The sequence below is a fragment of the Pantoea sp. PvP021 genome, assembly GCF_054056055.1.
Genome location: NZ_JBSRXX010000001.1, coordinates 1,549,223 through 1,570,770 on the forward strand (window position 1 = coordinate 1,549,223; position 21,548 = coordinate 1,570,770).

General features: G+C 58.9%; 24 protein-coding genes and 1 riboswitch. Of the genes, 7 read left to right on the forward strand and 17 right to left on the reverse strand.

Annotated features, from left to right (window positions below):
- Positions 1 to 31 precede the first annotated feature (31 nt).
- Together ACVKSX_RS07125 and ACVKSX_RS07130 are read right to left on the reverse strand one after the other, a co-directional pair.
- The gene (locus ACVKSX_RS07125) at positions 32 to 739 is read right to left on the reverse strand and encodes a Bax inhibitor-1/YccA family protein (protein ID WP_010260256.1); all 708 of its coding nucleotides are present in this window, start codon (positions 737 to 739) and stop codon (positions 32 to 34) included.
- A 246-nt stretch (positions 740 to 985) separates the two neighbouring features.
- Entirely contained in the window at positions 986 to 2,080 is a 1,095-nt protein-coding gene (locus ACVKSX_RS07130) for a DUF1615 domain-containing protein (protein ID WP_010669679.1), read from the reverse strand.
- A 106-nt stretch (positions 2,081 to 2,186) separates the two neighbouring features.
- Here ACVKSX_RS07130 and ACVKSX_RS07135 point away from each other — a divergent pair, with 106 nt between their 5' ends.
- Positions 2,187 to 2,972, forward strand: a complete 786-nt coding sequence (locus tag ACVKSX_RS07135; protein ID WP_022626011.1) for an OBAP family protein — start codon at positions 2,187 to 2,189, stop codon at positions 2,970 to 2,972.
- Between the two features lie 105 nt (positions 2,973 to 3,077).
- Here the strand turns inward: ACVKSX_RS07135 and moaE are convergent, their stop codons facing one another.
- The 5 genes from moaE to moaA form a co-directional block, all read right to left on the reverse strand.
- Complete coding sequence (gene moaE, locus ACVKSX_RS07140) at positions 3,078 to 3,530, reverse strand: molybdopterin synthase catalytic subunit MoaE (protein ID WP_010260246.1); 453 nt, start codon at positions 3,528 to 3,530, stop codon at positions 3,078 to 3,080.
- 1 nt (position 3,531) lies between these two features.
- Positions 3,532 to 3,777 (reverse strand): molybdopterin synthase sulfur carrier subunit, encoded by a 246-nt coding sequence (moaD, locus tag ACVKSX_RS07145; RefSeq protein ID WP_354438505.1) that lies wholly within the window; start codon positions 3,775 to 3,777, stop codon positions 3,532 to 3,534.
- Positions 3,770 to 4,255, reverse strand: a complete 486-nt coding sequence (moaC, locus tag ACVKSX_RS07150) for a cyclic pyranopterin monophosphate synthase MoaC (protein WP_010260240.1) — start codon at positions 4,253 to 4,255, stop codon at positions 3,770 to 3,772. Before moaC ends, moaD begins: the two co-directional genes overlap by 8 nt.
- A 2-nt stretch (positions 4,256 to 4,257) precedes the next feature.
- The gene (gene moaB / locus ACVKSX_RS07155) at positions 4,258 to 4,773 is read right to left on the reverse strand and encodes a molybdenum cofactor biosynthesis protein B (protein ID WP_010669676.1); all 516 of its coding nucleotides are present in this window, start codon (positions 4,771 to 4,773) and stop codon (positions 4,258 to 4,260) included.
- 14 nt (positions 4,774 to 4,787) lie between these two features.
- On the reverse strand, positions 4,788 to 5,774 hold the full coding sequence (gene moaA / locus ACVKSX_RS07160) for a GTP 3',8-cyclase MoaA (protein ID WP_022626014.1): 987 nt from the start codon (positions 5,772 to 5,774) through the stop codon (positions 4,788 to 4,790).
- Positions 5,764 to 5,897: riboswitch (molybdenum cofactor riboswitch) on the reverse strand. (Overlaps the previous gene by 11 nt.)
- Positions 5,898 to 6,101: 204 nt before the next feature.
- Between moaA and ACVKSX_RS07165 the strand changes: the two genes are divergently transcribed.
- A complete protein-coding gene (locus ACVKSX_RS07165) occupies positions 6,102 to 7,025 on the forward strand; it encodes a gluconeogenesis factor YvcK family protein (protein WP_354438506.1) in 924 nt (307 codons plus the stop codon).
- Here the strand turns inward: ACVKSX_RS07165 and uvrB are convergent.
- Positions 7,009 to 9,030: an excinuclease ABC subunit UvrB gene (gene uvrB / locus ACVKSX_RS07170; protein ID WP_010260230.1), complete on the reverse strand. Its 2,022-nt coding sequence runs from the start codon at positions 9,028 to 9,030 to the stop codon at positions 7,009 to 7,011. The two genes, ACVKSX_RS07165 and uvrB, sit on opposite strands and share 17 nt — an antisense overlap.
- A gap of 2 nt (positions 9,031 to 9,032) precedes the next feature.
- Between uvrB and ACVKSX_RS07175 the strand changes: the two genes are divergently transcribed.
- Positions 9,033 to 9,230: a hypothetical protein gene (locus ACVKSX_RS07175; protein WP_022626015.1), complete on the forward strand. Its 198-nt coding sequence runs from the start codon at positions 9,033 to 9,035 to the stop codon at positions 9,228 to 9,230.
- Between the two features lie 694 nt (positions 9,231 to 9,924).
- Entirely contained in the window at positions 9,925 to 10,647 is a 723-nt protein-coding gene (locus ACVKSX_RS07180; protein ID WP_354438507.1) for an ABC transporter ATP-binding protein, read from the forward strand.
- A gap of 146 nt (positions 10,648 to 10,793) precedes the next feature.
- On the opposite strand, the gene bioD is transcribed toward ACVKSX_RS07180, so the two are convergent.
- Genes bioD through bioB form a run of 4 tightly spaced genes read right to left on the reverse strand, consistent with a single transcriptional unit; the run spans position 10,794 to position 14,383 of the window.
- On the reverse strand, positions 10,794 to 11,465 hold the full coding sequence (gene bioD, locus ACVKSX_RS07185) for a dethiobiotin synthase (protein WP_010260220.1): 672 nt from the start codon (positions 11,463 to 11,465) through the stop codon (positions 10,794 to 10,796).
- Positions 11,462 to 12,217, reverse strand: coding sequence for a malonyl-ACP O-methyltransferase BioC (bioC, locus tag ACVKSX_RS07190; protein ID WP_031593835.1), 756 nt, complete (start codon positions 12,215 to 12,217; stop codon positions 11,462 to 11,464). Before bioC ends, bioD begins: the two co-directional genes overlap by 4 nt.
- Positions 12,201 to 13,352 carry an 8-amino-7-oxononanoate synthase gene (gene bioF / locus ACVKSX_RS07195; RefSeq protein ID WP_033771178.1) on the reverse strand — a complete coding sequence of 384 codons (1,152 nt, stop codon included), beginning with the start codon at positions 13,350 to 13,352 and terminating at the stop codon, positions 12,201 to 12,203. Before bioF ends, bioC begins: the two co-directional genes overlap by 17 nt.
- Positions 13,352 to 14,383: a biotin synthase BioB gene (bioB, locus tag ACVKSX_RS07200; RefSeq protein WP_022626019.1), complete on the reverse strand. Its 1,032-nt coding sequence runs from the start codon at positions 14,381 to 14,383 to the stop codon at positions 13,352 to 13,354. The genes bioF and bioB overlap by 1 nt, the downstream gene beginning before the upstream one ends.
- 85 nt (positions 14,384 to 14,468) lie before the next feature.
- Between bioB and bioA the strand changes: the two genes are divergently transcribed.
- On the forward strand, positions 14,469 to 15,773 hold the full coding sequence (gene bioA, locus ACVKSX_RS07205) for an adenosylmethionine--8-amino-7-oxononanoate transaminase (RefSeq protein WP_061704217.1): 1,305 nt from the start codon (positions 14,469 to 14,471) through the stop codon (positions 15,771 to 15,773).
- A 75-nt stretch (positions 15,774 to 15,848) separates the two neighbouring features.
- The gene (locus ACVKSX_RS07210; RefSeq protein ID WP_008925045.1) at positions 15,849 to 16,325 is read left to right on the forward strand and encodes a kinase inhibitor; all 477 of its coding nucleotides are present in this window, start codon (positions 15,849 to 15,851) and stop codon (positions 16,323 to 16,325) included.
- 343 nt (positions 16,326 to 16,668) lie between these two features.
- Here ACVKSX_RS07210 and pgl read toward each other — a convergent pair whose 3' ends face one another.
- Positions 16,669 to 17,670 carry a 6-phosphogluconolactonase gene (gene pgl, locus ACVKSX_RS07215; RefSeq protein WP_010669667.1) on the reverse strand — a complete coding sequence of 334 codons (1,002 nt, stop codon included), beginning with the start codon at positions 17,668 to 17,670 and terminating at the stop codon, positions 16,669 to 16,671.
- A 155-nt stretch (positions 17,671 to 17,825) separates the two neighbouring features.
- On the opposite strand from pgl, the gene ACVKSX_RS07220 reads away from it, so the two are divergent.
- Positions 17,826 to 18,644, forward strand: coding sequence for a pyridoxal phosphatase (locus ACVKSX_RS07220; RefSeq protein WP_010260198.1), 819 nt, complete (start codon positions 17,826 to 17,828; stop codon positions 18,642 to 18,644).
- Here ACVKSX_RS07220 and modC read toward each other — a convergent pair whose 3' ends face one another.
- The 4 genes from modC to ACVKSX_RS07240 form a co-directional block, all read right to left on the reverse strand.
- Positions 18,645 to 19,703 (reverse strand): molybdenum ABC transporter ATP-binding protein ModC, encoded by a 1,059-nt coding sequence (modC, locus tag ACVKSX_RS07225; RefSeq protein WP_033785481.1) that lies wholly within the window; start codon positions 19,701 to 19,703, stop codon positions 18,645 to 18,647.
- The gene (gene modB / locus ACVKSX_RS07230) at positions 19,703 to 20,392 is read right to left on the reverse strand and encodes a molybdate ABC transporter permease subunit (RefSeq protein ID WP_284672373.1); all 690 of its coding nucleotides are present in this window, start codon (positions 20,390 to 20,392) and stop codon (positions 19,703 to 19,705) included. The genes modC and modB overlap by 1 nt, the downstream gene beginning before the upstream one ends.
- Positions 20,389 to 21,162: a molybdate ABC transporter substrate-binding protein gene (gene modA / locus ACVKSX_RS07235; RefSeq protein WP_354438508.1), complete on the reverse strand. Its 774-nt coding sequence runs from the start codon at positions 21,160 to 21,162 to the stop codon at positions 20,389 to 20,391. The genes modB and modA overlap by 4 nt, the downstream gene beginning before the upstream one ends.
- A 144-nt stretch (positions 21,163 to 21,306) precedes the next feature.
- Positions 21,307 to 21,462 carry an AcrZ family multidrug efflux pump-associated protein gene (locus tag ACVKSX_RS07240; RefSeq protein WP_010260183.1) on the reverse strand — a complete coding sequence of 52 codons (156 nt, stop codon included), beginning with the start codon at positions 21,460 to 21,462 and terminating at the stop codon, positions 21,307 to 21,309.
- Positions 21,463 to 21,548 lie beyond the last annotated feature (86 nt).

The following is a 21,548-nucleotide window of genomic DNA, read 5'->3' on the forward strand; positions in this document are numbered from 1 at the left end:
ACAGTGCGCCTCCCCCGCTACTCCCTCAGGCTTAACGGCGGTTGCCGAAAATCCGCAGCAGCATCAGGAACAGGTTGATAAAGTCGAGATACAGCGTCAGTGCGCCCATAATCGAGTAGCGACGCAGGTTTTCCGTATCGCGGGCATCGATCTGCTCACCGATATTTTTCAGCTTCTGCGTGTCATAGGCCGTTAACCCCACAAACACCACCACCCCGATGTAGGTAATCGCCCACATCAGCGCCGGGCTTTTCAGCCAGAAGTTCACCAGCGACGCCAGCACGATGCCAATCAGCGCCATAAACAGCAGGCTGCCAAAACGGCTGAGATCGCGTTTGGTGGTATAGCCGTAGAAGCTCATCGCGCCAAACATCCCCGCCGTGATAAAGAAGGTGCTGGCGATCGAGGAGTTAGTGTAAACCAGGAAGATACTCGCCATGGTCAGGCCGGTCAGCGCCGAGTAGAGCATAAACAGCCCGGTTGCCACGGCCCCGCTCAGGCGATGCACCATGCCTGACAGGAAGAAGACCAGCCCCAGCTGCACGATAATCAGTCCGAAGAAGGTGATGCGGTTAGCAAACACCAGCTCCATGATCGCTGGCGTGCGCGCAGCGTACCAGGAGACAAACGCCGTCAGTAACAGACCGCAGGTCATCCAGCCATAGACCTGCGCCATATAGGCTTGTAAACCGCGAGATGCGGATTGAACGATGGAATCATTTCGTGGATATCGGTCCATGATGCACCTCTTGTTAAACGGATTAGGACCGGCCCCACACAGGGAACCGGATGAATAACCTGGTCTGGCAGGCATACGTTGTTTCTGTTTCAGCCCGTTGGGCCAGCGACAGCGCGACACAACCGCCACGGGCTCATACGGCCTTATGAGGATGCGCACAGTTCAGGGCCAGAATAACAATAAAAGTCGCCCGGAACTGGCTCTAAGTGTGGCACAGCTCAGCTCAACTGCGCCACAACATGCCGCTTAACGTCGCGACAGGCACTGCTGATAACGGCTGTCGACACGCTGCGCAAACCACGCCGTGGTGAGATTACGGGTAATTTTCGGGCTTTCCAGCTTGATGCCCGGCAGCATTTCACGCGGTAACTTTCTACCCGCCATTTTATCCGCCAGGGTAAAGACCTGTTTCCAGAGTTCGCTGTCGCTGAACGACGCTTTCTCCCCTTTCTCCAGATCGCGGCGAATGTCACTGTTGCTCATATCGATCTGCTTCGACAGCGTGCGCACCGCCAGTTCGGTGCCGCCCGCCGCATCCGATCCATAAAGAATCAGATCGCCATCCAGCGCCAGCTTCATGCCGGTGGCGCGCGACACCGCCGCCTGGAAGGCCGCATTGCGGCTGGCATACCAGCCCGCATTGTAGTCGGCAAAGCGGTAGAGCGGCTGGCTGTAGTCAGCCGGATAGCCGAGCAGGTGCATCGTCCCGAAGTAGATCCCGCCATGACGGGTAAAGACTTCACGCCGGATGGTGCCATCGATCGGCCACGGGTAGCCTTTGGCATGCGCTTCGGCAAACGCAATGCTGACCTGCATCGGCCCGCCGGTGTGGATTGGATTGAGATTACCAAACAGCGTCTGGCCCATCGGCACCATATCGATCAGGTCATCGAAAATAGCGCTCAGCTCTTTCTCACTGCGCACTTTGTCCAGCCGGGCGGCGTAGCTTTCACCGGTGGGCGATTTGATCTGCAGCGCGGTACGCACCAGGAATGCCGGAACGTGCACCTGCGCCGCACGGCGATTGATCTCGCCCCAGGCGATTTTTGGCAGACCCGGCACGGCGGCCTCGGCGCTGAAGTTGCTCTCCTGATCCGCCACGGCGATCACCGCGCAGAGGTTGCTGGCGCTGGGATCGATCTGCTGAGTGCGGAAGGTGGTGTAGATATCGTCGCTCCACGCCGCTTTATTGCTGACGTGCGACGGCAGCAGCCGCTGGATCTGCGCTTTGACATCTTCAGGCTGCCGCACCGGCGCCTCAGGGGTTTTCTTGCTGCTACAACCTGCCAGCACCAGTGCGGCGACCAGTGTCAGACGTTGCAGAATCGGGGTGGATGACATGCCTGTCCTCAGAATGAACCAAAGCTCTACTCTACCATTGCCAGAGTTTCACAGGCAGGCGAGAACTGAACTAAGGTTATCTTTTTTACCGTTAAAGGAACTTACGATGTTTAAACTCTGGCCTGTTGCGGCGTTCAGCCTGTTATTAACCGGCTGCGGCGCCAATAATACGCCTGCCCAGGTAAAATCTCCGGGCGCCCCCACCTCCTCCTCGCTTAAGGTGCTGGAGACCGGCGCCAGCGTGATGCAGTCACGTCCGCCCATCGACGCCATCAACACCTATCTTGACGGATTCCATTTTTATAACGGCGATAAGAACGGTCAGATGGAGGCGCACCACTATGTCACCGTGCTGAACGACGATGTGATGCAGGCGGTGATTTACGACGGCAACACGCGCGATGCACGGCTGATGGGCGTGGAGTACATTATCAGCGAACGGCTGTTTAACACCCTGCCGCCCGAAGAGAAGAAGCTCTGGCACAGCCATCAGTATGAGGTGAAATCGGGCACGCTGATTGCACCAGGCTTACCGGAAGCCGCCGACCACGCCCTGATGAAGCGCATTGTGAACACCTACGGGAAAACCTGGCACACCTGGCATACCGATCGCGACAAAACGCTGCCGATCGGCATTCCGGCGCTGATGATGGGCTTTACGGAGGATGGTCAGATGGACTCGCGACTGCTGGCGGACCGCGATCGTCGTTTTGACGTCGACAGCAAAAAAATCCGCGCCCAGCGTGCGGATATCGTGGCGCATCCTGCCGCGGCAGGTGCCAATGCCTGGCAACAGGGCCAGGTCATCCAGCTGAAGCGCACCGCCGGCGGCGGCGAACACAGCCACGGTCAGACCGGGTTTGGGGCGGCTGAGCAGCTAAAGCAGCCTTAATCCCGCGCTAAGCGTCGTGATGTCCGGGGATGCGGGCCGCGGCGTGTCTGCGGTTAACGGCTCAGCGGGCGCAGACACTTCTGCCCGCTAAGCCGTTAATGCAGCTTAGTCCCAGCGCTGAGCCGCCTGGTGGTCGCTGTCGCGGGCATCCACCCAGCGATCGCCCTGCTCTGTCGCTTCTCGCTTCCAGAACGGCGCGCGGGTTTTCAGGTAATCCATGATGAACTCTGCAGCGGAAAAGGCGCTGCCACGATGGGCACTGGTCACGCCCACCAGCACGATTTCATCGCCGGGAAACAGTTCGCCCACGCGATGGATCACCGTGACGCGCTGCAGCGGCCAGCGTTCGCGCGCCGCATCAACAATCTCCTGCAGCGCTTTTTCGGTCATGCCGGGATAGTGCTCCAGCGTCAGTGCCGCGACGTCGTTGCCCAGATTGTGGTTACGGACTTTGCCGGTAAAGGTCACTACCGCACCATCTTCATCACAGGCCGCCAGCCAGCGATACGCTTCCGCCATATCAAAGGGCGCGGGGCCGACGCGAATCTGCGTTTCCATCTTAGCCTCCGGTCACGGGCGGGAAGAAGGCCACTTCATCACCGGCGTGCAGCGGATGACTCATCGGTACCAGCATCTGATTCACCGCCGCCAGCAGCTTGCCCGACTCGAGCGCCAGCGCCCAGCGGTCATCGCGATCTGCCAGCGCACTGCGCAGCGCGGCCACATCCGTATAATCAGCACCGACCTCAAGCGATGAGGTGCCGGTCAGCTCACGTACCTGGGCGAAAAACAGCACCTTAATCATGCGCGACCGCCTGGAAATCGCCGCTTTTGCCACCGCTCTTGCTGATTAACCGCAGCTGATCGATAACGATATCTTTCTGCACCGCTTTGCACATGTCGTAGATGGTGAGCGCGGCAACCGACGCGGCCGTCAGCGCTTCCATCTCCACGCCGGTTTTGCCGGTCAGGCGACAGAGCGTGGTGATGCGGACCCGGCTGTGGTCCGGTTCAGCCTCCAGGTTCACTTCCACTTTGCTCAGCATCAGCGGATGACAGAGCGGAATCAGTTCCCAGGTGCGTTTCGCCGCCTGAATACCGGCGATGCGCGCGGTGGCAAAGACATCCCCTTTGTGGTGACTGCCTTCGATAATCATCTGCAGCGTTTCCGGCTGCATCAGCACCAGCACTTCTGCCCGCGCTTCGCGCACGGTTTCCGCCTTGGCGGAGACATCCACCATGTGCGCTTCGCCCGCGGCGTTAATGTGTGTGAGTTGAGACATACTTACCGTTTCTTGAGATGTGAGACAAAATTACAGGGCGCGGTGCGCGCATCAAGCTGGTCAGCGATAATGCGTTCCCAGGCGGTGCGGCAGGCGCTGGTGGAACCCGGCACGGCCAGGATCAGCGTCTGATTAGCCAGACCGGCAATCGCGCGAGACTGCAATGTCGAACCGCCAATCTCTTCATAGGAGATCATCCGGAACAGTTCGCCAAATCCATCAATCTCGCGGTCGAACAGCGGCAGCAGCGCTTCCGGCGTGCTGTTTTTCAGGTTAAAGCCGGTTCCGCCATTAATAATCACGACCTGAACATCTTCACTGGCGATCCAGCGCGACACGGTGGCGCGAATACGATAGAGATTATCCGGCACGATGGCGTGATCGACCACCTCATGCCCCGCTTCCACTGCGGCTTCGCGCAGATAGTCGCCGGAGGTATCGTCACTGGCATCGCGACGATCTGACACGGTCATCACCGCAATCTGCACTGCCTGAAATTCGCTGGCTGGTTTACCCATACTGCCTCCTGAAATTAGCCGCCAATGTAAGAGAGATTCTGTGTGATGCCGGTGTTGCCCTGATGCAGAAAGTGCGTCTGCTTTTTCTGCCCCAGGCTGCTGGCGATGCGCGCCTGCAGTTCGGCCTGCTGGTCGTCTGACGCCAGCAGATCGCGCAGCGGCACACCGCCGTCACCAAACAGGCAAAGGTGCAGATTACCGTGCGCCGAAACGCGCAGACGGTTGCAGCTGGCACAGAAATCTTTGGCGTAGGGCATGATCAGACCAATCTCGCCGACATAATCGGGATGGTAAAAGACCTGCGCCGGGCCGTCGCTGCGTCCGCTCTCCCGACGCTGCCAGCCCTGGGCGATCAGCTGATCGCGGATGACCATGCCGGAAACGTGCTGATCGCGGAACAGCGTGCCGCCGTCGCCGGTCTCCATCAGTTCGATAAAGCGCAGCTGAATCGGACGGGTGCGGATCCAGTCGAGGAACGTAGCCAGATTACGGCTGTTGAGATCGCGCATCAGCACGCTGTTGACTTTGACCTGGCGAAAACCGGCGTCGAGGGCAGCATCAATACCGCTCATGACCTGATGGAATTTATCCTGACCGGTAATGGCGTGAAACTGACGGGCATCCAGGCTGTCGACGCTGACGTTGAGTGCGGTTAACCCCGCGTCACGCCACTGTTTCACGTCACGTGCCAGCCGGTAGCCATTGGTGGTTACCGCGATCTGGCGAATGGAGGCGTTTTCGCGCACCGCCGCAATGATGTCGGTGAAATCGCGGCGCAGCGATGGCTCACCGCCGGTCAGCCGCACTTTTTCCGTTCCGGCAGCGGCAAAGGCCCGCGTGACGCGGCGGATTTCATCCAGCGAGAGAAAGCTTTTGTTACGAATTCCCTGCGGCTTGTAGCCGTCAGGAAGACAGTAGGTACAGCGGAAATTACAGACATCCGTGACCGACAGGCGCAGGTAATAGAACTTACGCGCGTATGCATCAGTAAATTGTGACACCAGAACACCTTTCCAGATTGGGAGATGCAGTCATTTCTTCCTGCACCCTGGCAGCTCGATGGCTACGGCCTGAACCCCCTATCCGCAGACGTAGGCATTCAGGCTTGAGTGTACGCTGACCCGTTGATCAGCGCGGTAAGCATGATGGTAGCGTGATTTTCGTCACTCTTCCATTTGCTGTTTTCGCTATATATTCTTATACATATCGAATTTTCACCGCATTTTCGCGACAGGATACGTTAAAATGCGATCCAGATTTTGACGTAAGTCATCCGCGCGGGCTTAGCGATTAGAGCCACGCCACGCGAAGGGATATTAAGGAGAAGTATGAATCGCACACTGGCCGATCTTGATCGCGTTGTGGCACTGGGAGGCGGACACGGTTTAGGCCGCGTCATGTCTGCCCTTTCCTCGCTGGGCTCGCGTCTCACCGGCATCGTCACCACCACCGACAACGGCGGATCAACCGGCCGTATTCGTCGCTCAGAAGGCGGCATCGCCTGGGGCGATATGCGTAACTGCCTTAACCAGCTGATTGCAGAACCCAGCGTCGCCTCGGCGATGTTTGAGTACCGTTTTGCCGGTAATGGCGAACTGGCCGGACACAACCTGGGTAATCTGATGCTGCGGGCGCTGGATCATCTCAGCGTTCGTCCGCTGGAAGCGATCAACATTATCCGTAACCTGCTGAAGGTCGACGCCTTTTTAATCCCGATGTCGGAGCAGCCGGTGGATTTGGTGGCGATGGATGTTGAAGGCAACATGGTTTATGGCGAAACCGCAATTGACGAGATGAAGCAGCCGCCGCAGGAGCTGATGCTGCATCCCAACGTCCAGCCAACGCGGGAAGCGCTGCAGGCGATTGGTGAAGCGGATCTGATCCTGATTGGACCCGGCAGCTTTTACACCAGCCTGATGCCGATTCTGCTGATGGAAGAGATGGCGCAGGCCTTGCGTCGCACGCCTGCCACTATGGTTTTTATCGGCAATCTGGGCCGCGAGCTGAGTCCTGCCGCCGCCAGTCTCTCAGTGGCTGATAAGCTGCAGATGATGGAGCGTTATATCGGCAAGCGGGTGATTGATGCGCTGGTCGTCAGCCCGGCGGTGGACACCCGTGGCATTGAAAACCGGCTGATTGTCCGTGAACCGCTGGAGGCCGCCGATATCCAATATCGTCACGACCGCCAGCTGTTACGGGTGGCGCTGGAACACGCCATTCAAGGCTTTAACGGCGCTACGAGGCCGCAATAAACAGCGTTCGCAGTTCATGCAGCTGATCGCGCACGTTGGCCGCCTGTTCGAACTCCAGGTTCTGCGCATGCTGCTGCATCTGCCCTTCCAGCTCGTGGATCTTCTTCTGCAGAGCCTGCGGCGTTAACAGCTGGAAATCGGCCAGCGCCTGGGCTTCGCCAGGACGGGCTGGTTTCGCTTTGCCGCGGGTTTTCACCACGTTTTTGCCCAGTTCCAGAATATCGGTGATCTTCTTATTCAGGCCCTGCGGCACGATGCCATTCTCTTCGTTGTGCAGCTGCTGTTTCTCACGGCGGCGCTCGGTCTCTTCAATGGCGCGCGCCATCGACGGCGTGATTTTATCCCCGTAGAGAATCGCCTTACCGTTGATGTTACGCGCCGCACGGCCAATGGTCTGAATCAGCGAGCGTTCGGAGCGCAGGAAGCCCTCTTTATCCGCATCGAGAATCGCCACCAGCGACACTTCCGGCATATCCAGCCCCTCACGCAGTAAGTTAATGCCCACCAGCACATCAAACTCGCCCAGACGTAAGTCGCGGATAATCTCCATACGCTCTACCGTGTCGATATCGGAGTGCAGATAACGCACCTTCTCACCATGCTCAGACAGATATTCGGTGAGATCTTCCGCCATGCGTTTGGTCAGCACCGTCACCAGTACACGTTCGTTGATCGCCACGCGCTGACGGATTTCTGACAGCAGATCGTCGACCTGGGTACCGACCGGACGCACTTCGATGATCGGATCCAGCAGACCGGTAGGACGCACCACCTGATCGATCACTTCGTCGCCCGACTTTTCCAGCTCATATTTGCCCGGCGTCGCCGAAACATAGATGGTTTGCGGGGCCAGTGCCTCAAACTCTTCAAACTTCATCGGACGGTTATCCAGCGCCGACGGCAGGCGGAAGCCATACTCCACCAGCGTCTCTTTACGCGCCCGGTCGCCTTTATACATGCCGCCAATCTGCGGAATGGTCACGTGCGACTCATCCACCACCAGCAGGCCGTCGGCGGGCAGATAGTCAAACAGCGTCGGCGGCGCTTCGCCCGGTCCGCGTGCGGAGAGGTAGCGTGAGTAGTTCTCGATGCCGGAGCAGTAGCCCAGCTCGCTCATCATCTCCAGGTCAAACTGGGTACGCTGGGTAATGCGCTGCTCTTCCAGCAGCTTATTGTTCTCCAGCAGCACCCGGCGGCGGTCCGCCAGCTCGACTTTGATATCTTCCATCGCCTGCAGAATACGCTCACGCGGCGTGACGTAGTGCGTCTTGGGGTAGATGGTAAAGCGCGGCACGACCGAATCGATCTGGCCGGTCAGCGGGTCAAACAGCGACAGACGCTCAACCTCTTCGTCAAACAGCTCGACGCGCAGCGCAATATCGTCCGACTCCGCCGGGAAGATATCGATCACTTCGCCGCGCACCCGGAAGGTGCCGCGCTGGAACGCCTGGTCGTTGCGGGTGTACTGCAGCTCTGACAGACGGCGCAGAATACTGCGCTGATCGATAATCATGCCGCGGGTCAGGTGCAGCATCATTTTCAGATAGAGATCGGGATCGCCCAGACCGTAGATAGCCGAAACCGACGCCACCACAATGACATCGCGCCGTTCCAGCAGCGCCTTGGTGGCCGACAGACGCATCTGTTCGATATGTTCGTTCACCGACGCATCCTTTTCGATAAAGGTGTCGGAGCTCGGCACATAGGCTTCAGGCTGGTAGTAGTCGTAGTAAGAGACGAAAAACTCGACGGCGTTATCCGGGAAAAACTCTTTCATCTCGCCATAGAGCTGGGCGGCCAGCGTCTTGTTGGGTGCCAGCACCATGGTCGGACGGTTGAGGTCGGCAATCACGTTGGCGACGGTAAACGTTTTACCGGAGCCGGTTACGCCTAATAAGGTCTGATGGGCCAGTCCATCCTCCAGCCCCTCTTCCAGGCGACGTATCGCCTCAGGCTGGTCGCCCGAAGGTTTAAAGGCGGAGTTCAATTTAAAGGCTTTGCTCATGAATGCAGTTCCTGCTGGAGAAGTCGGCGGGCAGGCACTTATTTTACTCTGCTATGGTGATTTTGCCAGAAAATAATACTGGATATAAAAACAGTATTGGTGCAATGTTAACGCCAGCAGGATGGCACCTGATGTCCCTGCAGGCTGGCAGCGTTATCGCTCAGCTTGTTGCGCAATGTTATCCCCAGGAAGGGATCTGATTTAACATTTGTCAATAGAGTGTCACAAAATTACAGTACGGTTACCTGACAGATAATTCTCAGGCTTGTTTTTTGATAAACAACTGATTTTACTGACATAAGGCTATGAGGCCAGATTCTCGTCATTATGTTACCAGGCCGCGTATTTCCTCGCTTCCAACTGGTTTTCATTACCTAATGCACAAGGTTATCCACAGGAATGGTGGATAAGTGATGGCAGCCCCGACGCCATCAGCTGTGTATAATTTTTCCCTGCCTTCTCACTACCGTGAAAATAATTTTTTTTGCGTTAAATTTCGCGTTGCCTGCTGACCGATTATTCTGCAATTTTAATCTGTCACCGGGTGCCGTACGCAAATTTGCACGCCTCATACTAAGATTCTTAATCGGACTTCCTGCCACGTTACAGTACGTCTGCACCAGAAACAGCGCTCCAGGGCACTGCAAAAGTGCAGGCGCGTGGTCACCGTGGGGAATTGATAAGTTTTTCTCACCTTTCTTCCCTGACACGCGGCGCTCCGGCAGGAAACAGGGCCGTTTTTAGATCTGGCCTGGGAATTGCAGGAGTTCAGTGGCGTCACCGCGCGAAACGCGCACTGTGCTGCAATGGCGAGGCTGCCGTTGCTGATGACTTGTTTGCCAGACGACAGAGCGCGGAAGCAATCAGGCTAACGATCGGGAAGGAGAGTGTCAGATGCTGAGTTTACGTTCGGTAAATCAATTTTACGGTCAAAACCATATTCTGTGGGATGTGGACCTGGATCTGTCGCCTGGCACCTGCACCGGCATTCTGGGCCGACCTGGCATGGGTAAAACCACGCTGGTAAACTGCATCATGGGCAGATTGCCAATTAACAGCGGCTCTATCTCCTGGAAAGAGGATGGCTCGCCGCCGGAAAATCTGCTGCTGCAACCGGCTGAACAGCGGGCGCAGATGGGGATTGGCTATGTGCCGCAGGGCCGCCATATTTTTACCCAGATGAGCGTGGAAGATAATCTGCTGATTGCCCTGCTGGCGGGTGCCAGCCAGCGTGATCGGCATCGCGCCATTCCCGAAATGGTGTTCGACCTCTTCCCGGCGCTCTACTCTCTGCGCCAGCAGCGCAGCGGCGATCTGCCGATCGATCAGCAGCAACAGCTGGCCCTGGCGCGCGCGCTGGTGCTGCAGCCCAAACTGCTGATTCTGGATGAGCCGACCGACGGGATGTCGCCGTGGCTGGAAGAGGAGATGGGCAATCTGATCCGTCGGCTTAACCTCGACTACGGGCTGACCATCCTGCTGCTGGAGCAGCGCCTGTCGCTGATCCGTCGCGTGGCGGACTATTTCCTGCTGCTGCACCGCGGCCGCAATGTGGCGCAGGGCAGCATGGAACAGCTCGATGACCACACCGTCGATAAATGGCTGACGGTAGCCTGACACTCAGCGCCTGCCCCACCGGGCGTAAGTGTTGCAGGCAGGCTGGAGACGGAGCGCGCAGAACCACCGGAGCGTGTACACAGCGCGCGAAAATGGTGAGCACTGCCCGGATTCAGCACGACAAATAAAATAGCCAGGCCAGGCGGTTACTCGGGCAGCGTCAGGTAGTGACCACAGGACGCCTGCTGCGCCGCATCGGTGAGAAACGGGATGGTGCCCAGACAGGGCGCAGGTAACCTGTTTTTCAGGCTGGTGAGATACTCCTGATAGCGTTTACCCGGTGGTTCGACGGTGTTGGCGATCCAGCCCACCAGCGGCAGGCCGCTTGCCCGCACCGCGTCAGCGGTGAGCATGGCGTGATTGATGCAGCCGAGCTTAATCCCCACCACCAGAATCACGGGCAGCTTTTCGCTGACCACCCAGTCCGCATAAGTGTGCGTCTCCGACAATGGGGTGTACCAGCCGCCCGCGCCCTCTACCAGAATCCAGTCAGCCAGCGGTTGCAGCGCCGCCAGACCCGCCGACAGCGCCAGATGGGTAATCGGCCTGCCCTCTTCGGCGCTGACGATGTGCGGCGATGTCGGCTCAAGAAACGCCAGCGGATTGACCTGCTGATAGGTTAACGGCACGCTGCTGTAGCGCTGCAGCGCCAGCGCATCGCTGTTACGGATGCCCTCTGGTGTCATCTCACAGCCTGAGGCAACCGGCTTATAGCCCGCACAGCGATAGCCCGCTGCGGCGGCCGCCTGCAGCAGCCCGCCGCTGGCCACGGTTTTACCGACCTCGGTGTCGGTGCCAGTGATAAACAGGCGTTTCATGATGCACTTACTCCATAGATTAAATGGTAACTCAGGCGATAGCCGTGCCGATCGCGCGGCCAGTGCGCCTCTAACTGGTTGAGCCGTTGTCGGGTTAATACCTGCCCGTCACGCCCCTGGTGCAGATGGGTCGCGCCAATCCCCTTCAGGGAGCGCATGGCGCTGAGCGCATCGGGAAAATGCAGGGTCACCACCTCTGAGGTACAGCGCAGGTGCTCTGCGTGGCAAGCCGCCGCAATCTGTGGCTCGCTGAGAAAGCGGTTGGCGTGAGGCAGCGCATCCAGATGGGACCAGGCTTCATGAACCTCCTGCAGCGAACCGTCGCCCAGAGTGGAAAACAGCAGCGTGCCATCGGGCCGCAGCACCCGCCGGAACTGGCTCAGCGCGCCGGGCAGATCCTCGCTCCACTGCACCGCCAGGTTGCTCCACACCAGGTCAATCGTGTTATCCGCCAGCGGCAGCGCGTCGATATCACCGGCCAGATAGTGCTGCGCCGCGTCATTGTCCCGCGCCTGTTGCAGCATCTGCGGAGAGAGATCCAGCGCCGTCACCTGTTTGCCACGTTCGCGCCACAGCCTGCTGTACCAGCCGGTGCCGCAACCGGCATCCAGCAGCTGCAGACCGCTCTGTGCGGGCGCCAGTGCAAGCAGGGCATCGCCGCTGAGGCGTTGCAGCGCAGCATGGGCATCGTAATGGCTGGCCGCCCGGCCAAAGGCGCGTGCCACCGCCTGTTTGTCAACCCGCAGCGTCATGCAGCGCCTCCAGTAACCGGTCAATATCCTCGGGGCGATGAGCCGCGGTCAGGGTGATGCGCAGCCGGGCCGTCCCCGGCGGCACGGTCGGTGGCCGGATCGCGCTGACCCAGCAGCCCGCCTCAGCCAGCCGCTGGGAGAGCGCCATCGCATCACCATTTTCGCCCACCAGCAGCGGCTGAATCGCGCTGCCGGAGTCCATCAGTTGCCACGGCAGCGAGGCCGCACCGCGCCGGAAATGGCCAATGTTCTGCTGCAGTTGCTGCCGCAGGGCATCGCCCTGCTGAACTTCACGCAGCGCCGCCTGCAGCGCGCTCGCCTGCGCCGCGGGCATCGCGGTGGAGTAGATCAGATGTCGGCTGAACTGCAGGAAATAGTCGGCGGTGGCTGCGTCGCACAGCAGCGCGGCACCGCTGACGCCAAAGGCTTTACCAAAGGTGACCACCAGCAGTTCCGGTTTAACGCCCTGCTGCCAGCAGCTGCCGCGCCCCTGCTCACCCACCACGCCAATGCCGTGCGCATCATCCACCAGCAGCCAGCCCTCTGCCTGGCGCGTCTGTTGCGCCAGGGCGGCCAGCGGCGCACTGTCGCCATCCATGCTGAAAATACCTTCCGTCACCACCAGCGTTTCGCCCTCACAGGGAGAGGCGAGCCGGGCTGCCAGGCTCTCCGGCGCGTTGTGATGGAAACGTCGTAGCTGTGCCGGACTATGGCTGGCGGCGTCGAGCAGCGAGGCGTGGCTGAGTTTATCGGCCAGGATGCGATCGTTTTTCTCGCCCAGCAGATGAATGACCGCCTGATTGGCCGCAAAGCCAGAGATAAACAGCAGCGCACGGTCGTAGCCGAGCCAGTCGGCCAGCTGCGCCTCAAGATCGGCGTGCTGACGGTGATAACCGGTGACATGCCCTGAAGCACCGGCACCTGCGCCCGCCTGCGCCGCGCCCTGTTGCCAGCCCGCAATCACCGCCGGATGCTGGGTTAAGCCGAGATAATCATTGCTGGAGAAGTGGAGATAGCTGCGGCCGCCGCTGTGCAGCGTGCGGGTCGATTGCTGATCGATCACCCGTCGCTGCCGCCAGCCATCGGCCGCCCGGCGCTGCGTCAGCGCCTGACGGATACGTTGCTGCCAGCCCATTACAGCGCCGCGTTGTAGAACTGTTCAGTGTCGGCATGGAATAGCTGCTCGCTGAGTTGCTGCTCCTGCTGCTGATCGCCGTGCTGCGTGTGAGTATGCTCCGGGTTAAGACCCAGCTTGCGGAACAGCACGCGGTCTTTATCCTCTTCCGGATTCGGCGTGGTCAGCAGTTTGCAGCCGTAGAAAATCGAGTTCGCCCCGGCCATAAAGCACATCGCCTGGGTCTGCTCGCTCATCTGCTCACGGCCCGCTGAGAGGCGCACATGAGAGGTCGGCATCATGATGCGCGCCACCGCGATGGTGCGGATAAAATCGAACGGTTCCACATCATCGTTATCCGCCAACGGCGTGCCTTTGACCTTCACCAGCATATTGATCGGTACACTCTCCGGCGGCGTTGGCAGGTTGGCTAACTGCACCAGCAGACCGGCGCGGTCGTTAACGGTTTCGCCCAGGCCGACAATGCCACCCGAACAGACTTTGATGCCGGCGTCGCGCACTTTGCCCAGCGTATCCAGACGTTCCTGATAGCTGCGGGTGGTGATGATGGAGCCGTAGAATTCCGGTGAGGTGTCGAGGTTATGGTTGTAGAAATCGAGACCCGCGCCCGCCAGTCGCTGCGCCTGGTGGTCGCTGAGCGTGCCCAGCGTCATGCAGGTTTCCATTCCCATCGCCTTCACGCCTTCCACCATCTTCTCCAGATAGGGCATATCGCGCTCGTGCGGATTTTTCCACGCGGCACCCATGCAGAAACGGGTTGAACCGGCGGCTTTGGCCTGACGCGCTGAGGTCAGCACCTCTTCCACTTCCATCAGCCGCTCCGACTCCAGGCCGGTCTTGTAGCGCGCGCTCTGTGGGCAGTATTTACAATCTTCCGGACAGGCGCCGGTTTTAATCGACAGCAGGGTACTGACCTGCACCTGGCGCGGATCGAAGTGCTGCCGATGCACCTGCTGCGCTTTAAACATCAGTTCAAGAAAAGGTTGATCAAACAGCGCTTGCGCCTGTGCAATTGTCCAGCGTTGAGCCATTACTTACTCCAAAAAGGGTGTCATCCCGACGAAAAGCAGGGTTATACTTGTAAACTATATTTTTTTATTTTGGTTTACAACTCCGATGACTATCCCCGTTTTCTCCTCAGACGATGCCCGCTTTGACCGCCAGCATATCTGGCATCCCTACACCTCGATGCAGGATCCGCTGCCCTGCTACCCGGTGGTCGCCGCACAGGGTTTTCAGCTGCAACTGGCCGATGGCCGTGAGCTGGTGGATGGGATGTCCTCGTGGTGGGCGGCGATCCACGGTTACAACCATCCGCGCCTGAACCGGGCGCTGACAGAGCAGGTCACACAGATGTCGCACGTGATGTTTGGCGGCATTACCCATCCTGCGGCGGTGGCGCTCTGCCGTCAGCTGGTGGCGATGACGCCTGAGGCGCTGGAGTGCGTCTTCCTGGCCGATTCAGGCTCGGTGGCGGTGGAAGTGTCGATGAAGATGGCGCTGCAGTACTGGCTGGGGCGTGGCGAGACGCGTCAGCAGTTCCTGACGCTGAAACGCGGCTATCACGGCGATACCTTTGCAGCGATGTCGGTGTGCGATCCCGAGAACTCGATGCACAGCCTGTGGCGCGGCTATCTGCCCGAGCATCACTTTGCGGCGGCCCCGGCCTGCGGCTTTGATGATGAATGGCACCAGCCTGATTTCGATGATTTCGCCAGGCTGATAGAACAGCATCACCGGCAACTGGCAGCGGTGATTCTGGAGCCAATTGTGCAGGGTGCGGGCGGCATGCGTTTCTACCATCCGCGCTATCTGCAGCAGGTACGGGAAGCCTGTGATCGCTATGGCGTGCTATTGATTGCAGATGAGATCGCCACCGGGTTTGGCCGTACCGGCAAACTCTTCGCCTGCGAGCATGCGGGCATTACCCCGGATATTCTCTGCGTCGGCAAAGCGCTGACCGGTGGCATGATGACGCTGGCGGCGACTCTGACTACCCGCGAGGTCGCGGACACCATCAGTCGCAGCGCGGCGGGCTGCTTTATGCATGGCCCGACCTTTATGGGCAATCCGCTGGCCTGCGCGGTCGCGGCGGAGAGCCTGACCATGCTGGCGGAAGGTCACTGGCAGCGCCAGGTGGCGGCGATCGAACAGCAGTTACGGGCTGAGCTACTGCCGCTGCGCAGTTCACCGCAGGTGGCCGATGTGCGCGTGCTGGGCGCGATTGGCGTAGTGGAAACCCATCAGGCGGTTAATATGGCGGCGCTGCAGCAGTTCTTTGTTGAACAGGGCGTCTGGATCCGGCCTTTTGGCCGGCTGATCTACCTGATGCCACCCTACATCATCACGCCGCAGGCGCTGAGCAGGCTGGTGCAGGCGATTGGCGGCGCGCTGGAGCATTCTCAACATTTTGCCGCCTGAAGCGGGCTGACCGCTGGCACTGGCGACACTTTTAGTTATGATGACAGGCTATTCATCGACAATTAAGGAGATGTGATGCGCGTTTTTAGTCAGGATTTTAATGACGGCGAGAAGATGCCTGAAAAACATGTTTTCAACGGCATGGGTTATCAGGGCGAGAATATCTCTCCCCATCTTGCCTGGGAAGCGGTACCGGAAGGCACCAAAAGTTTTGTAGTGACCTGCTACGATCCTGATGCCCCGACCGGTTCCGGCTGGTGGCACTGGGTGGTAGCGAATATTCCGGCCAGCACGACGTCACTGCCGCAGGGTGCCGGTTCCGGCAAAGCGTCACTGCCAGCAGGCGCAATCCAGACCCGTACCGATTTCGGTCAGGCGGGCTACGGTGGCGCGGCGCCGCCACAGGGCGAAACCCATCGCTACATTTTCACCGTGCATGCGCTGGATGTGGAGACGATTGAAGTAGATGAAGGCGCCAGTGGCGCAATGGTCGGCTTTAATGTACATTTCCACGCACTGGCGAGCGCCTCGCTGACCGTGAATTATCAGTAATTCATCACGCCAGACTACTGGCAAACCCAAGGCTGGGTGACCTGGCAGCAACGTATTAGCTCAAAACGCAGGGAACGGCGTCAGAAGAGGAAAGCGTCCCACGCCCAGGGACAAAAACGCCGGGAGCGTTTTTGAACAACGCAAAGCGTTGGCCCGGCTACGGGCGCACCTCAGGGATGAGGTGCGTAATCGCGGGGGCAGAGCGTGCCATGGATGGCGGTTTTTGCGTCTTTCCGATCTGACGCCGTTCCCTGTGTCTGCTCGATCTCACAGCTGGGCTGCGGCAGACTTCGTCAACTATCTCATACCTCTCCCTGACAGGAGAGGCGTTTTTCGTAGCGGGTTACGCCTGTAACTGATGAATCACAACCCACATCGGGCCCTGCCCCACCGCATAACGTCCCAGCGGCTTTAACAGCCCTTTCGGTTCGGTAATCGCATAAACTTCGATGTGATGAGATTTCTGTCCCGCCGCTACCAGATAGCGTCCGCTGTGATCGATGTTAAATCCGCGCGGCTGCGTTTCCGTCGGCTGGAACCCTTCCAGGGTCAGCTCATCGCCCAGGTCGCTGACGCTGAAGACTGCCAGCGTGCTGCTGGTGCGATCGCAGGCATAGAGGAAACGGCCATCCGGCGTCAGATGAATATCGGCTGCCCAGCGCGTACCGCTGAAGTCAGGCGGCATCATATCCAGCGTCTGAACGCTTTCTGCTTCGCCTTCGCCCGTATTTAATGCCCACACCTCAACCGTGCTGTCGAGCTCATTCACGCAGTAAGCATACTGGCCGCCCGGATGGAACTGCATATGACGCGGGCCAGCGCCTTCTACCGTCGTGACCTGCGTCTGTTTACGCGGCGTCAGCTGACCATCTTCGCCCAGCGTAAACAGACAGATACGATCCTGCTTCAGAGCCGGCACGTAGAGCGTCTTGTTGTCATTATCGATGTTGGCCGAGTGACAACCATCCAGTCCGCTGATCACCTGCAGCGGGGCCTGCGGAATGCCGTCATCGCCAATCGGGCTGACGCTGACGCAGGCATCATTGTAGGAGCCGCAGAACAGGAACCTGCCCTGGCGATCGGTGGAAATGTGAGTCGGACTGCCGGGCAACGGCGCCTGACCCGCTTCGGTCAGCGTGCCATCGGCGGCAATGCGAAACGCCAGCACGCGGAAATTGGGACGCACACCGACATAGAGAAAATCGCGGTTCGGACTCACCACCATCGGCTGAACCTGGCCGGCGACATCGGTCACCTGAAGCAACGTCAGCCCGCCCTCATCATTCATCTGCCAGACGTGGATCTGCTGGCTCTCGGGACTGGCGGTGTAGACAACTTGTTTCATGCATTCTCCTTTTTTGCTGCCTGATCATGATCTGTGAATCACTGTAGCCTGTTTTATTGCCCTGCGCTGGGATCATTTGTGCCCTGTTTTTTGTCTCCAGGCCGTGGTGAGGTGTAGACTTCAGCACCTGCAAACCAGGAAAAACGAGAGGATTAATGAACTACCGTGTAATTGCCCTCGACCTCGACGGCACGCTGCTGACCCCAGCCAAAACGATTCTGCCGCAGTCAATCGAAGCGCTAAATCAGGCACGCCAGGCGGGCGTTCATGTCGCTATCGTGACCGGACGCCATCACTGCGCTATCCACCCTTTTTATCAGGCGTTACAGCTGGATACACCCGCAATCTGCTGTAATGGCACCTATTTGTATGATTACCAGGCGAAAAAGGTGCTGGCGTCCGATCCCCTCGACCCGCAGCTGGCGTTGCAGGTGATTGAGATGCTGAATCAGCAGCAGATTCACGGGTTGCTCTACGTGGATGATGCGATGCTCTATCAGACCCCGACCGGCCACGTGATGCGCACCCTGAAGTGGGCCGAATCGCTGCCCGCCCACCAGCGTCCACTGTTCCGCCAGGTGCCCGACTTAGCCCAGGCGGCACGCGACGCCGGTTCGATCTGGAAGTTTGCCCTGTCGCACAACAACATTCCGGAACTGCAGCAGTTCGCCACCAGGGTGGAAGCGGAACTGGGACTGGCCTGCGAATGGTCGTGGCACGATCAGGTGGATATCGCCAAAGGCGGCAACAGCAAAGGCAAACGACTGGCGCAGTGGGTTGAATCACTGGGGCTGAGTATGTCCGATGTGATCGCGTTCGGTGATAACTATAACGATCTCAGCATGCTGGAAACGGCCGGACTGGGCGTGGCGATGGGTAATGCCGATGAGGCGATCAAAGCGCGGGCGAAAATGGTGATCGGCACCAACCTTGAAACCGGTATTGCCGATACCCTCTATCAGTACGTGTTGTAATCAGGGCGTCACCGAGACGCTTTTGATCTGGGCATAAAGCCACTGATCCGGCCGGATGCCCAGCTCATCCCGCGCCCACGGCGTGATGCGCGCCCAGAGTTCGCTGATGCCGATGCGCAGCTTTACCTCAACCTGGTCCCCGACCTCCAGCAATTCCACCACCTGTGCCGGTAAAATGTTGCGGATCGAGCTGTGTTGCGGCGGTTGCAGCGCCAGCGAGACATCGGCCGAGGCAATGCGAATACGCAGCGGAGTTTTAACCGGCTGATTCACCCGGCTGACCCAGATGTGCTGATCGCCCAGCGACAGCGCGGTCATCGGATAGTCGGGATGCTGTTCCAGCACCTGCACCCGCAGCACGCTGGTCAATTCACTCACCGGCAGCCAGGGCCGCATCGCGCTGCTGCTCCAGACCCGCTCCAGCGGACCAAAAGCTTTGACCTTGCCCGCATCCAGCACCAGCACGTTATCAGCCAGCTGCAGGATCTCCTCCAGACTGTGCGAAACGTAGAGCATCGGAATATCAACCTGCTTCGCCAGCTTTTGCAGATAGGGCATCAGTTCACGTTTGCGTGGTAGATCCAGTGACGCCAGCGGCTCATCCAGCAGCAGCATATCCGGTGCGGTCAGCAGCGCACGGCCAATCGCGACCCGCTGCTTTTCCCCGCCCGACAGCGATAGCGGAAAGCGCGGCAGCAGCGCCTCCAGACCCAGCAGAGAGACCAGACTGTCGAACTGCGCTTTCATCTTAGGTGCCATACCATATTGCAGGTTGCCACGAACCCGATAGTGCGGGAACAGCCGCGCATCCTGGAATACATAACCGATACGCCGTTTTTCCGGCGGCAGCGCAATCTTCTGCTCTGCATCAAACAGCAGGCGATCGTGCAGCTGGATCCGTCCCCGCTGCGGCTGGGTCAGCCCGCTGATCGCGTTGATCAGGGAGGTTTTTCCGGCACCTGACACGCCGAAAATAGCGGTGATCCCTTTGGCCGGGATCTGCAGGTCGACCTCCAGCACGTGATCGCCCTGCTGCTGCATAATGTTGAGTGATAGCATCAGTTTCCCATCCGCTTACGGCCTGCACGTGCCAGCCATTCCGACGCCAGCAGTGACGCCAGCGCCAGCACGATCGCGATGACGCAGAGCCGTGCCGCCGCCCCTTCCGCACCCGGTGTCTCTATCAGGGTAAACATCGCCAGCGGCAGCGTGCGCGTCTCGCCGGGAATATTGGACACAAAGGTGATGGTGGCGCCGAACTCGCCCAGCGATCGGGCAAACGCCAGCACCGTACCGACGATCACGCCTGGCAACGTCAGCGGGAGCGTAATGGTGAAAAAGACCCGCCAGCGTCCGGCGCCCAGCGTGCGCGCCGCCTGCTCCAGCCGGCAATCCACCGCCTCCAGCGCCAGCCGGATGGCGCGCACCATCAATGGAAAAGCGATCACAGCAGAGGCCAGTGCGGCACCCCGCCAGCTGAAAGCAAAGCTGAAGCCGAACCAGTCATAAAGCTTTTCGCCTATGATGCCGCGCCGCCCAAGGCTAATCAGCAGCAGATAACCCACCACCACCGGTGGCAGCACCAGCGGCAGGTGAATCAGGCTGTCGAGCAGCGCTTTACCAGGAAAACGGCAGCGCACCAGAATCCAGGCCAGCAGGATGCCAAACGGCAGACTGCCTATCACGGCTATGCCAGAGACTTTAAGGCTAAGCAGTACCGCCTGCCATTCGGGATCGCTGAGTATCATTTCGTCGGTGTGAATCCGTAATGTTTAAAGATAGCCACGGCCTGAGGCCCTTTCAGATAATCATAAAACGCTTTAACGGCAGCGTTGTCGTGATCGTTCACGATCGCCATCGGATATTCTACGGGTTTATGGCTGGTTGCCGGAAAATGCCCGACGACCTGCACTTTGTCGCTGGCGACCGCGTCGGACCCGTAGACAATGCCATAGGGCGTTTCATTACGCTCGACCAGCGCCAGCGCTGCCCGCACATTATTGGCTGGCGCTAACGAAGGCGCAACGCCTTCCCAGGCACCCAGCTTTTGCAGCGCTTCTTTGGCGTAGATGCCCGCAGGAACGTGGTCCGGATCGCCGACTGCCAGACGCTCACCGTGCAGCAAGGTTTTCCAGTCAGTCTGCGGGTCCAGCGTCACCGCTTTCGCGGCGGCACTGCGTGGCGCAATCAATACCAGATCGTTGCCCAGCAGGGTATAGCGGCTACTGATAATCACACTTTTTTTCGCCACCGCATCATCCATCCACTGCTGATCGGCAGAGATAAAGAGATCGGCAGGAGCACCCTGCTCAATCTGGCGCGCCAGCGTTGAAGAGGAGGCAAACGAAGAGACCACCGTCACCCCCTTTTCCTGCTTGTAACGGCTGGCAATATCCTGCATCGCGTTGGTCAGTGAAGCCGCAGCAAACACAGTGATGTTGTCGGCGGCCACAGCCTGCCCGGCCAGCGAAACGGTGATCAGGGCCGCGACGCCCCAGCGATAGTGTTTAAATGACATGATTTTCTCCGGCTATTCGTTGTGTAGCGGATAATATAGCGCAATGTCAGTGAGGTTCAGTAAATTATCGGCAGGGGGAACAAAAGGTTAAATCAGGAGAGATAAAAACGACCACGCCCGCGCAGATGGCGGGCGTGGCAGCAATTAATTGTGCGAACGGGCTGAGGATTTTTCGCGATGACCAATTTTAGAGATGACGTTAAACACTTCACCCAGGCCATAAATCATGCCCAGCATCAGCGCCATCACGACAGGCACCATCAGTATGGCAACGGCGAGGCTTTTAAGTAATTCCAGCATGGAGAGTCTCACTCTGCTAACAAAAAAGAGATTGTAACGGGTCAGCAAAATTTTGCGCAGCCCTTTTCGTGCTTTTACTTTGGTCA

Excerpts from the sequence above, each read along its gene's own strand:
- ACVKSX_RS07175 (WP_022626015.1), top strand. The coding sequence starts at position 9,033 with ATGCAGTTCCTGCTGGAGAAGTCGGCGGGCAGGCACTTATTTTACTCT.
- bioD (WP_010260220.1), bottom strand. The coding sequence starts at position 11,465 with ATGAAACGCCTGTTTATCACTGGCACCGACACCGAGGTCGGTAAAACC.
- pgl (WP_010669667.1), bottom strand. The coding sequence starts at position 17,670 with ATGAAACAAGTTGTCTACACCGCCAGTCCCGAGAGCCAGCAGATCCAC.
- ACVKSX_RS07135 (WP_022626011.1), top strand. The coding sequence starts at position 2,187 with ATGTTTAAACTCTGGCCTGTTGCGGCGTTCAGCCTGTTATTAACCGGC.
- modB (WP_284672373.1), bottom strand. The coding sequence starts at position 20,392 with ATGATACTCAGCGATCCCGAATGGCAGGCGGTACTGCTTAGCCTTAAA.
- bioF (WP_033771178.1), bottom strand. The coding sequence starts at position 13,352 with ATGGGCTGGCAGCAACGTATCCGTCAGGCGCTGACGCAGCGCCGGGCG.
- ACVKSX_RS07180 (WP_354438507.1), top strand. The coding sequence starts at position 9,925 with ATGCTGAGTTTACGTTCGGTAAATCAATTTTACGGTCAAAACCATATT.
- bioC (WP_031593835.1), bottom strand. The coding sequence starts at position 12,217 with ATGACGCTGCGGGTTGACAAACAGGCGGTGGCACGCGCCTTTGGCCGG.
- moaC (WP_010260240.1), bottom strand. The coding sequence starts at position 4,255 with ATGTCTCAACTCACACACATTAACGCCGCGGGCGAAGCGCACATGGTG.
- uvrB (WP_010260230.1), bottom strand. The coding sequence starts at position 9,030 with ATGAGCAAAGCCTTTAAATTGAACTCCGCCTTTAAACCTTCGGGCGAC.
- ACVKSX_RS07165 (WP_354438506.1), top strand. The coding sequence starts at position 6,102 with ATGAATCGCACACTGGCCGATCTTGATCGCGTTGTGGCACTGGGAGGC.
- moaE (WP_010260246.1), bottom strand. The coding sequence starts at position 3,530 with ATGGAAACGCAGATTCGCGTCGGCCCCGCGCCCTTTGATATGGCGGAA.
- modA (WP_354438508.1), bottom strand. The coding sequence starts at position 21,162 with ATGTCATTTAAACACTATCGCTGGGGCGTCGCGGCCCTGATCACCGTT.
- bioB (WP_022626019.1), bottom strand. The coding sequence starts at position 14,383 with ATGGCTCAACGCTGGACAATTGCACAGGCGCAAGCGCTGTTTGATCAA.
- ACVKSX_RS07240 (WP_010260183.1), bottom strand. The coding sequence starts at position 21,462 with ATGCTGGAATTACTTAAAAGCCTCGCCGTTGCCATACTGATGGTGCCT.
- ACVKSX_RS07125 (WP_010260256.1), bottom strand. The coding sequence starts at position 739 with ATGGACCGATATCCACGAAATGATTCCATCGTTCAATCCGCATCTCGC.
- ACVKSX_RS07220 (WP_010260198.1), top strand. The coding sequence starts at position 17,826 with ATGAACTACCGTGTAATTGCCCTCGACCTCGACGGCACGCTGCTGACC.
- ACVKSX_RS07210 (WP_008925045.1), top strand. The coding sequence starts at position 15,849 with ATGCGCGTTTTTAGTCAGGATTTTAATGACGGCGAGAAGATGCCTGAA.
- modC (WP_033785481.1), bottom strand. The coding sequence starts at position 19,703 with ATGCTATCACTCAACATTATGCAGCAGCAGGGCGATCACGTGCTGGAG.
- ACVKSX_RS07130 (WP_010669679.1), bottom strand. The coding sequence starts at position 2,080 with ATGTCATCCACCCCGATTCTGCAACGTCTGACACTGGTCGCCGCACTG.
- moaB (WP_010669676.1), bottom strand. The coding sequence starts at position 4,773 with ATGGGTAAACCAGCCAGCGAATTTCAGGCAGTGCAGATTGCGGTGATG.
- bioA (WP_061704217.1), top strand. The coding sequence starts at position 14,469 with ATGACTATCCCCGTTTTCTCCTCAGACGATGCCCGCTTTGACCGCCAG.
- moaD (WP_354438505.1), bottom strand. The coding sequence starts at position 3,777 with ATGATTAAGGTGCTGTTTTTCGCCCAGGTACGTGAGCTGACCGGCACC.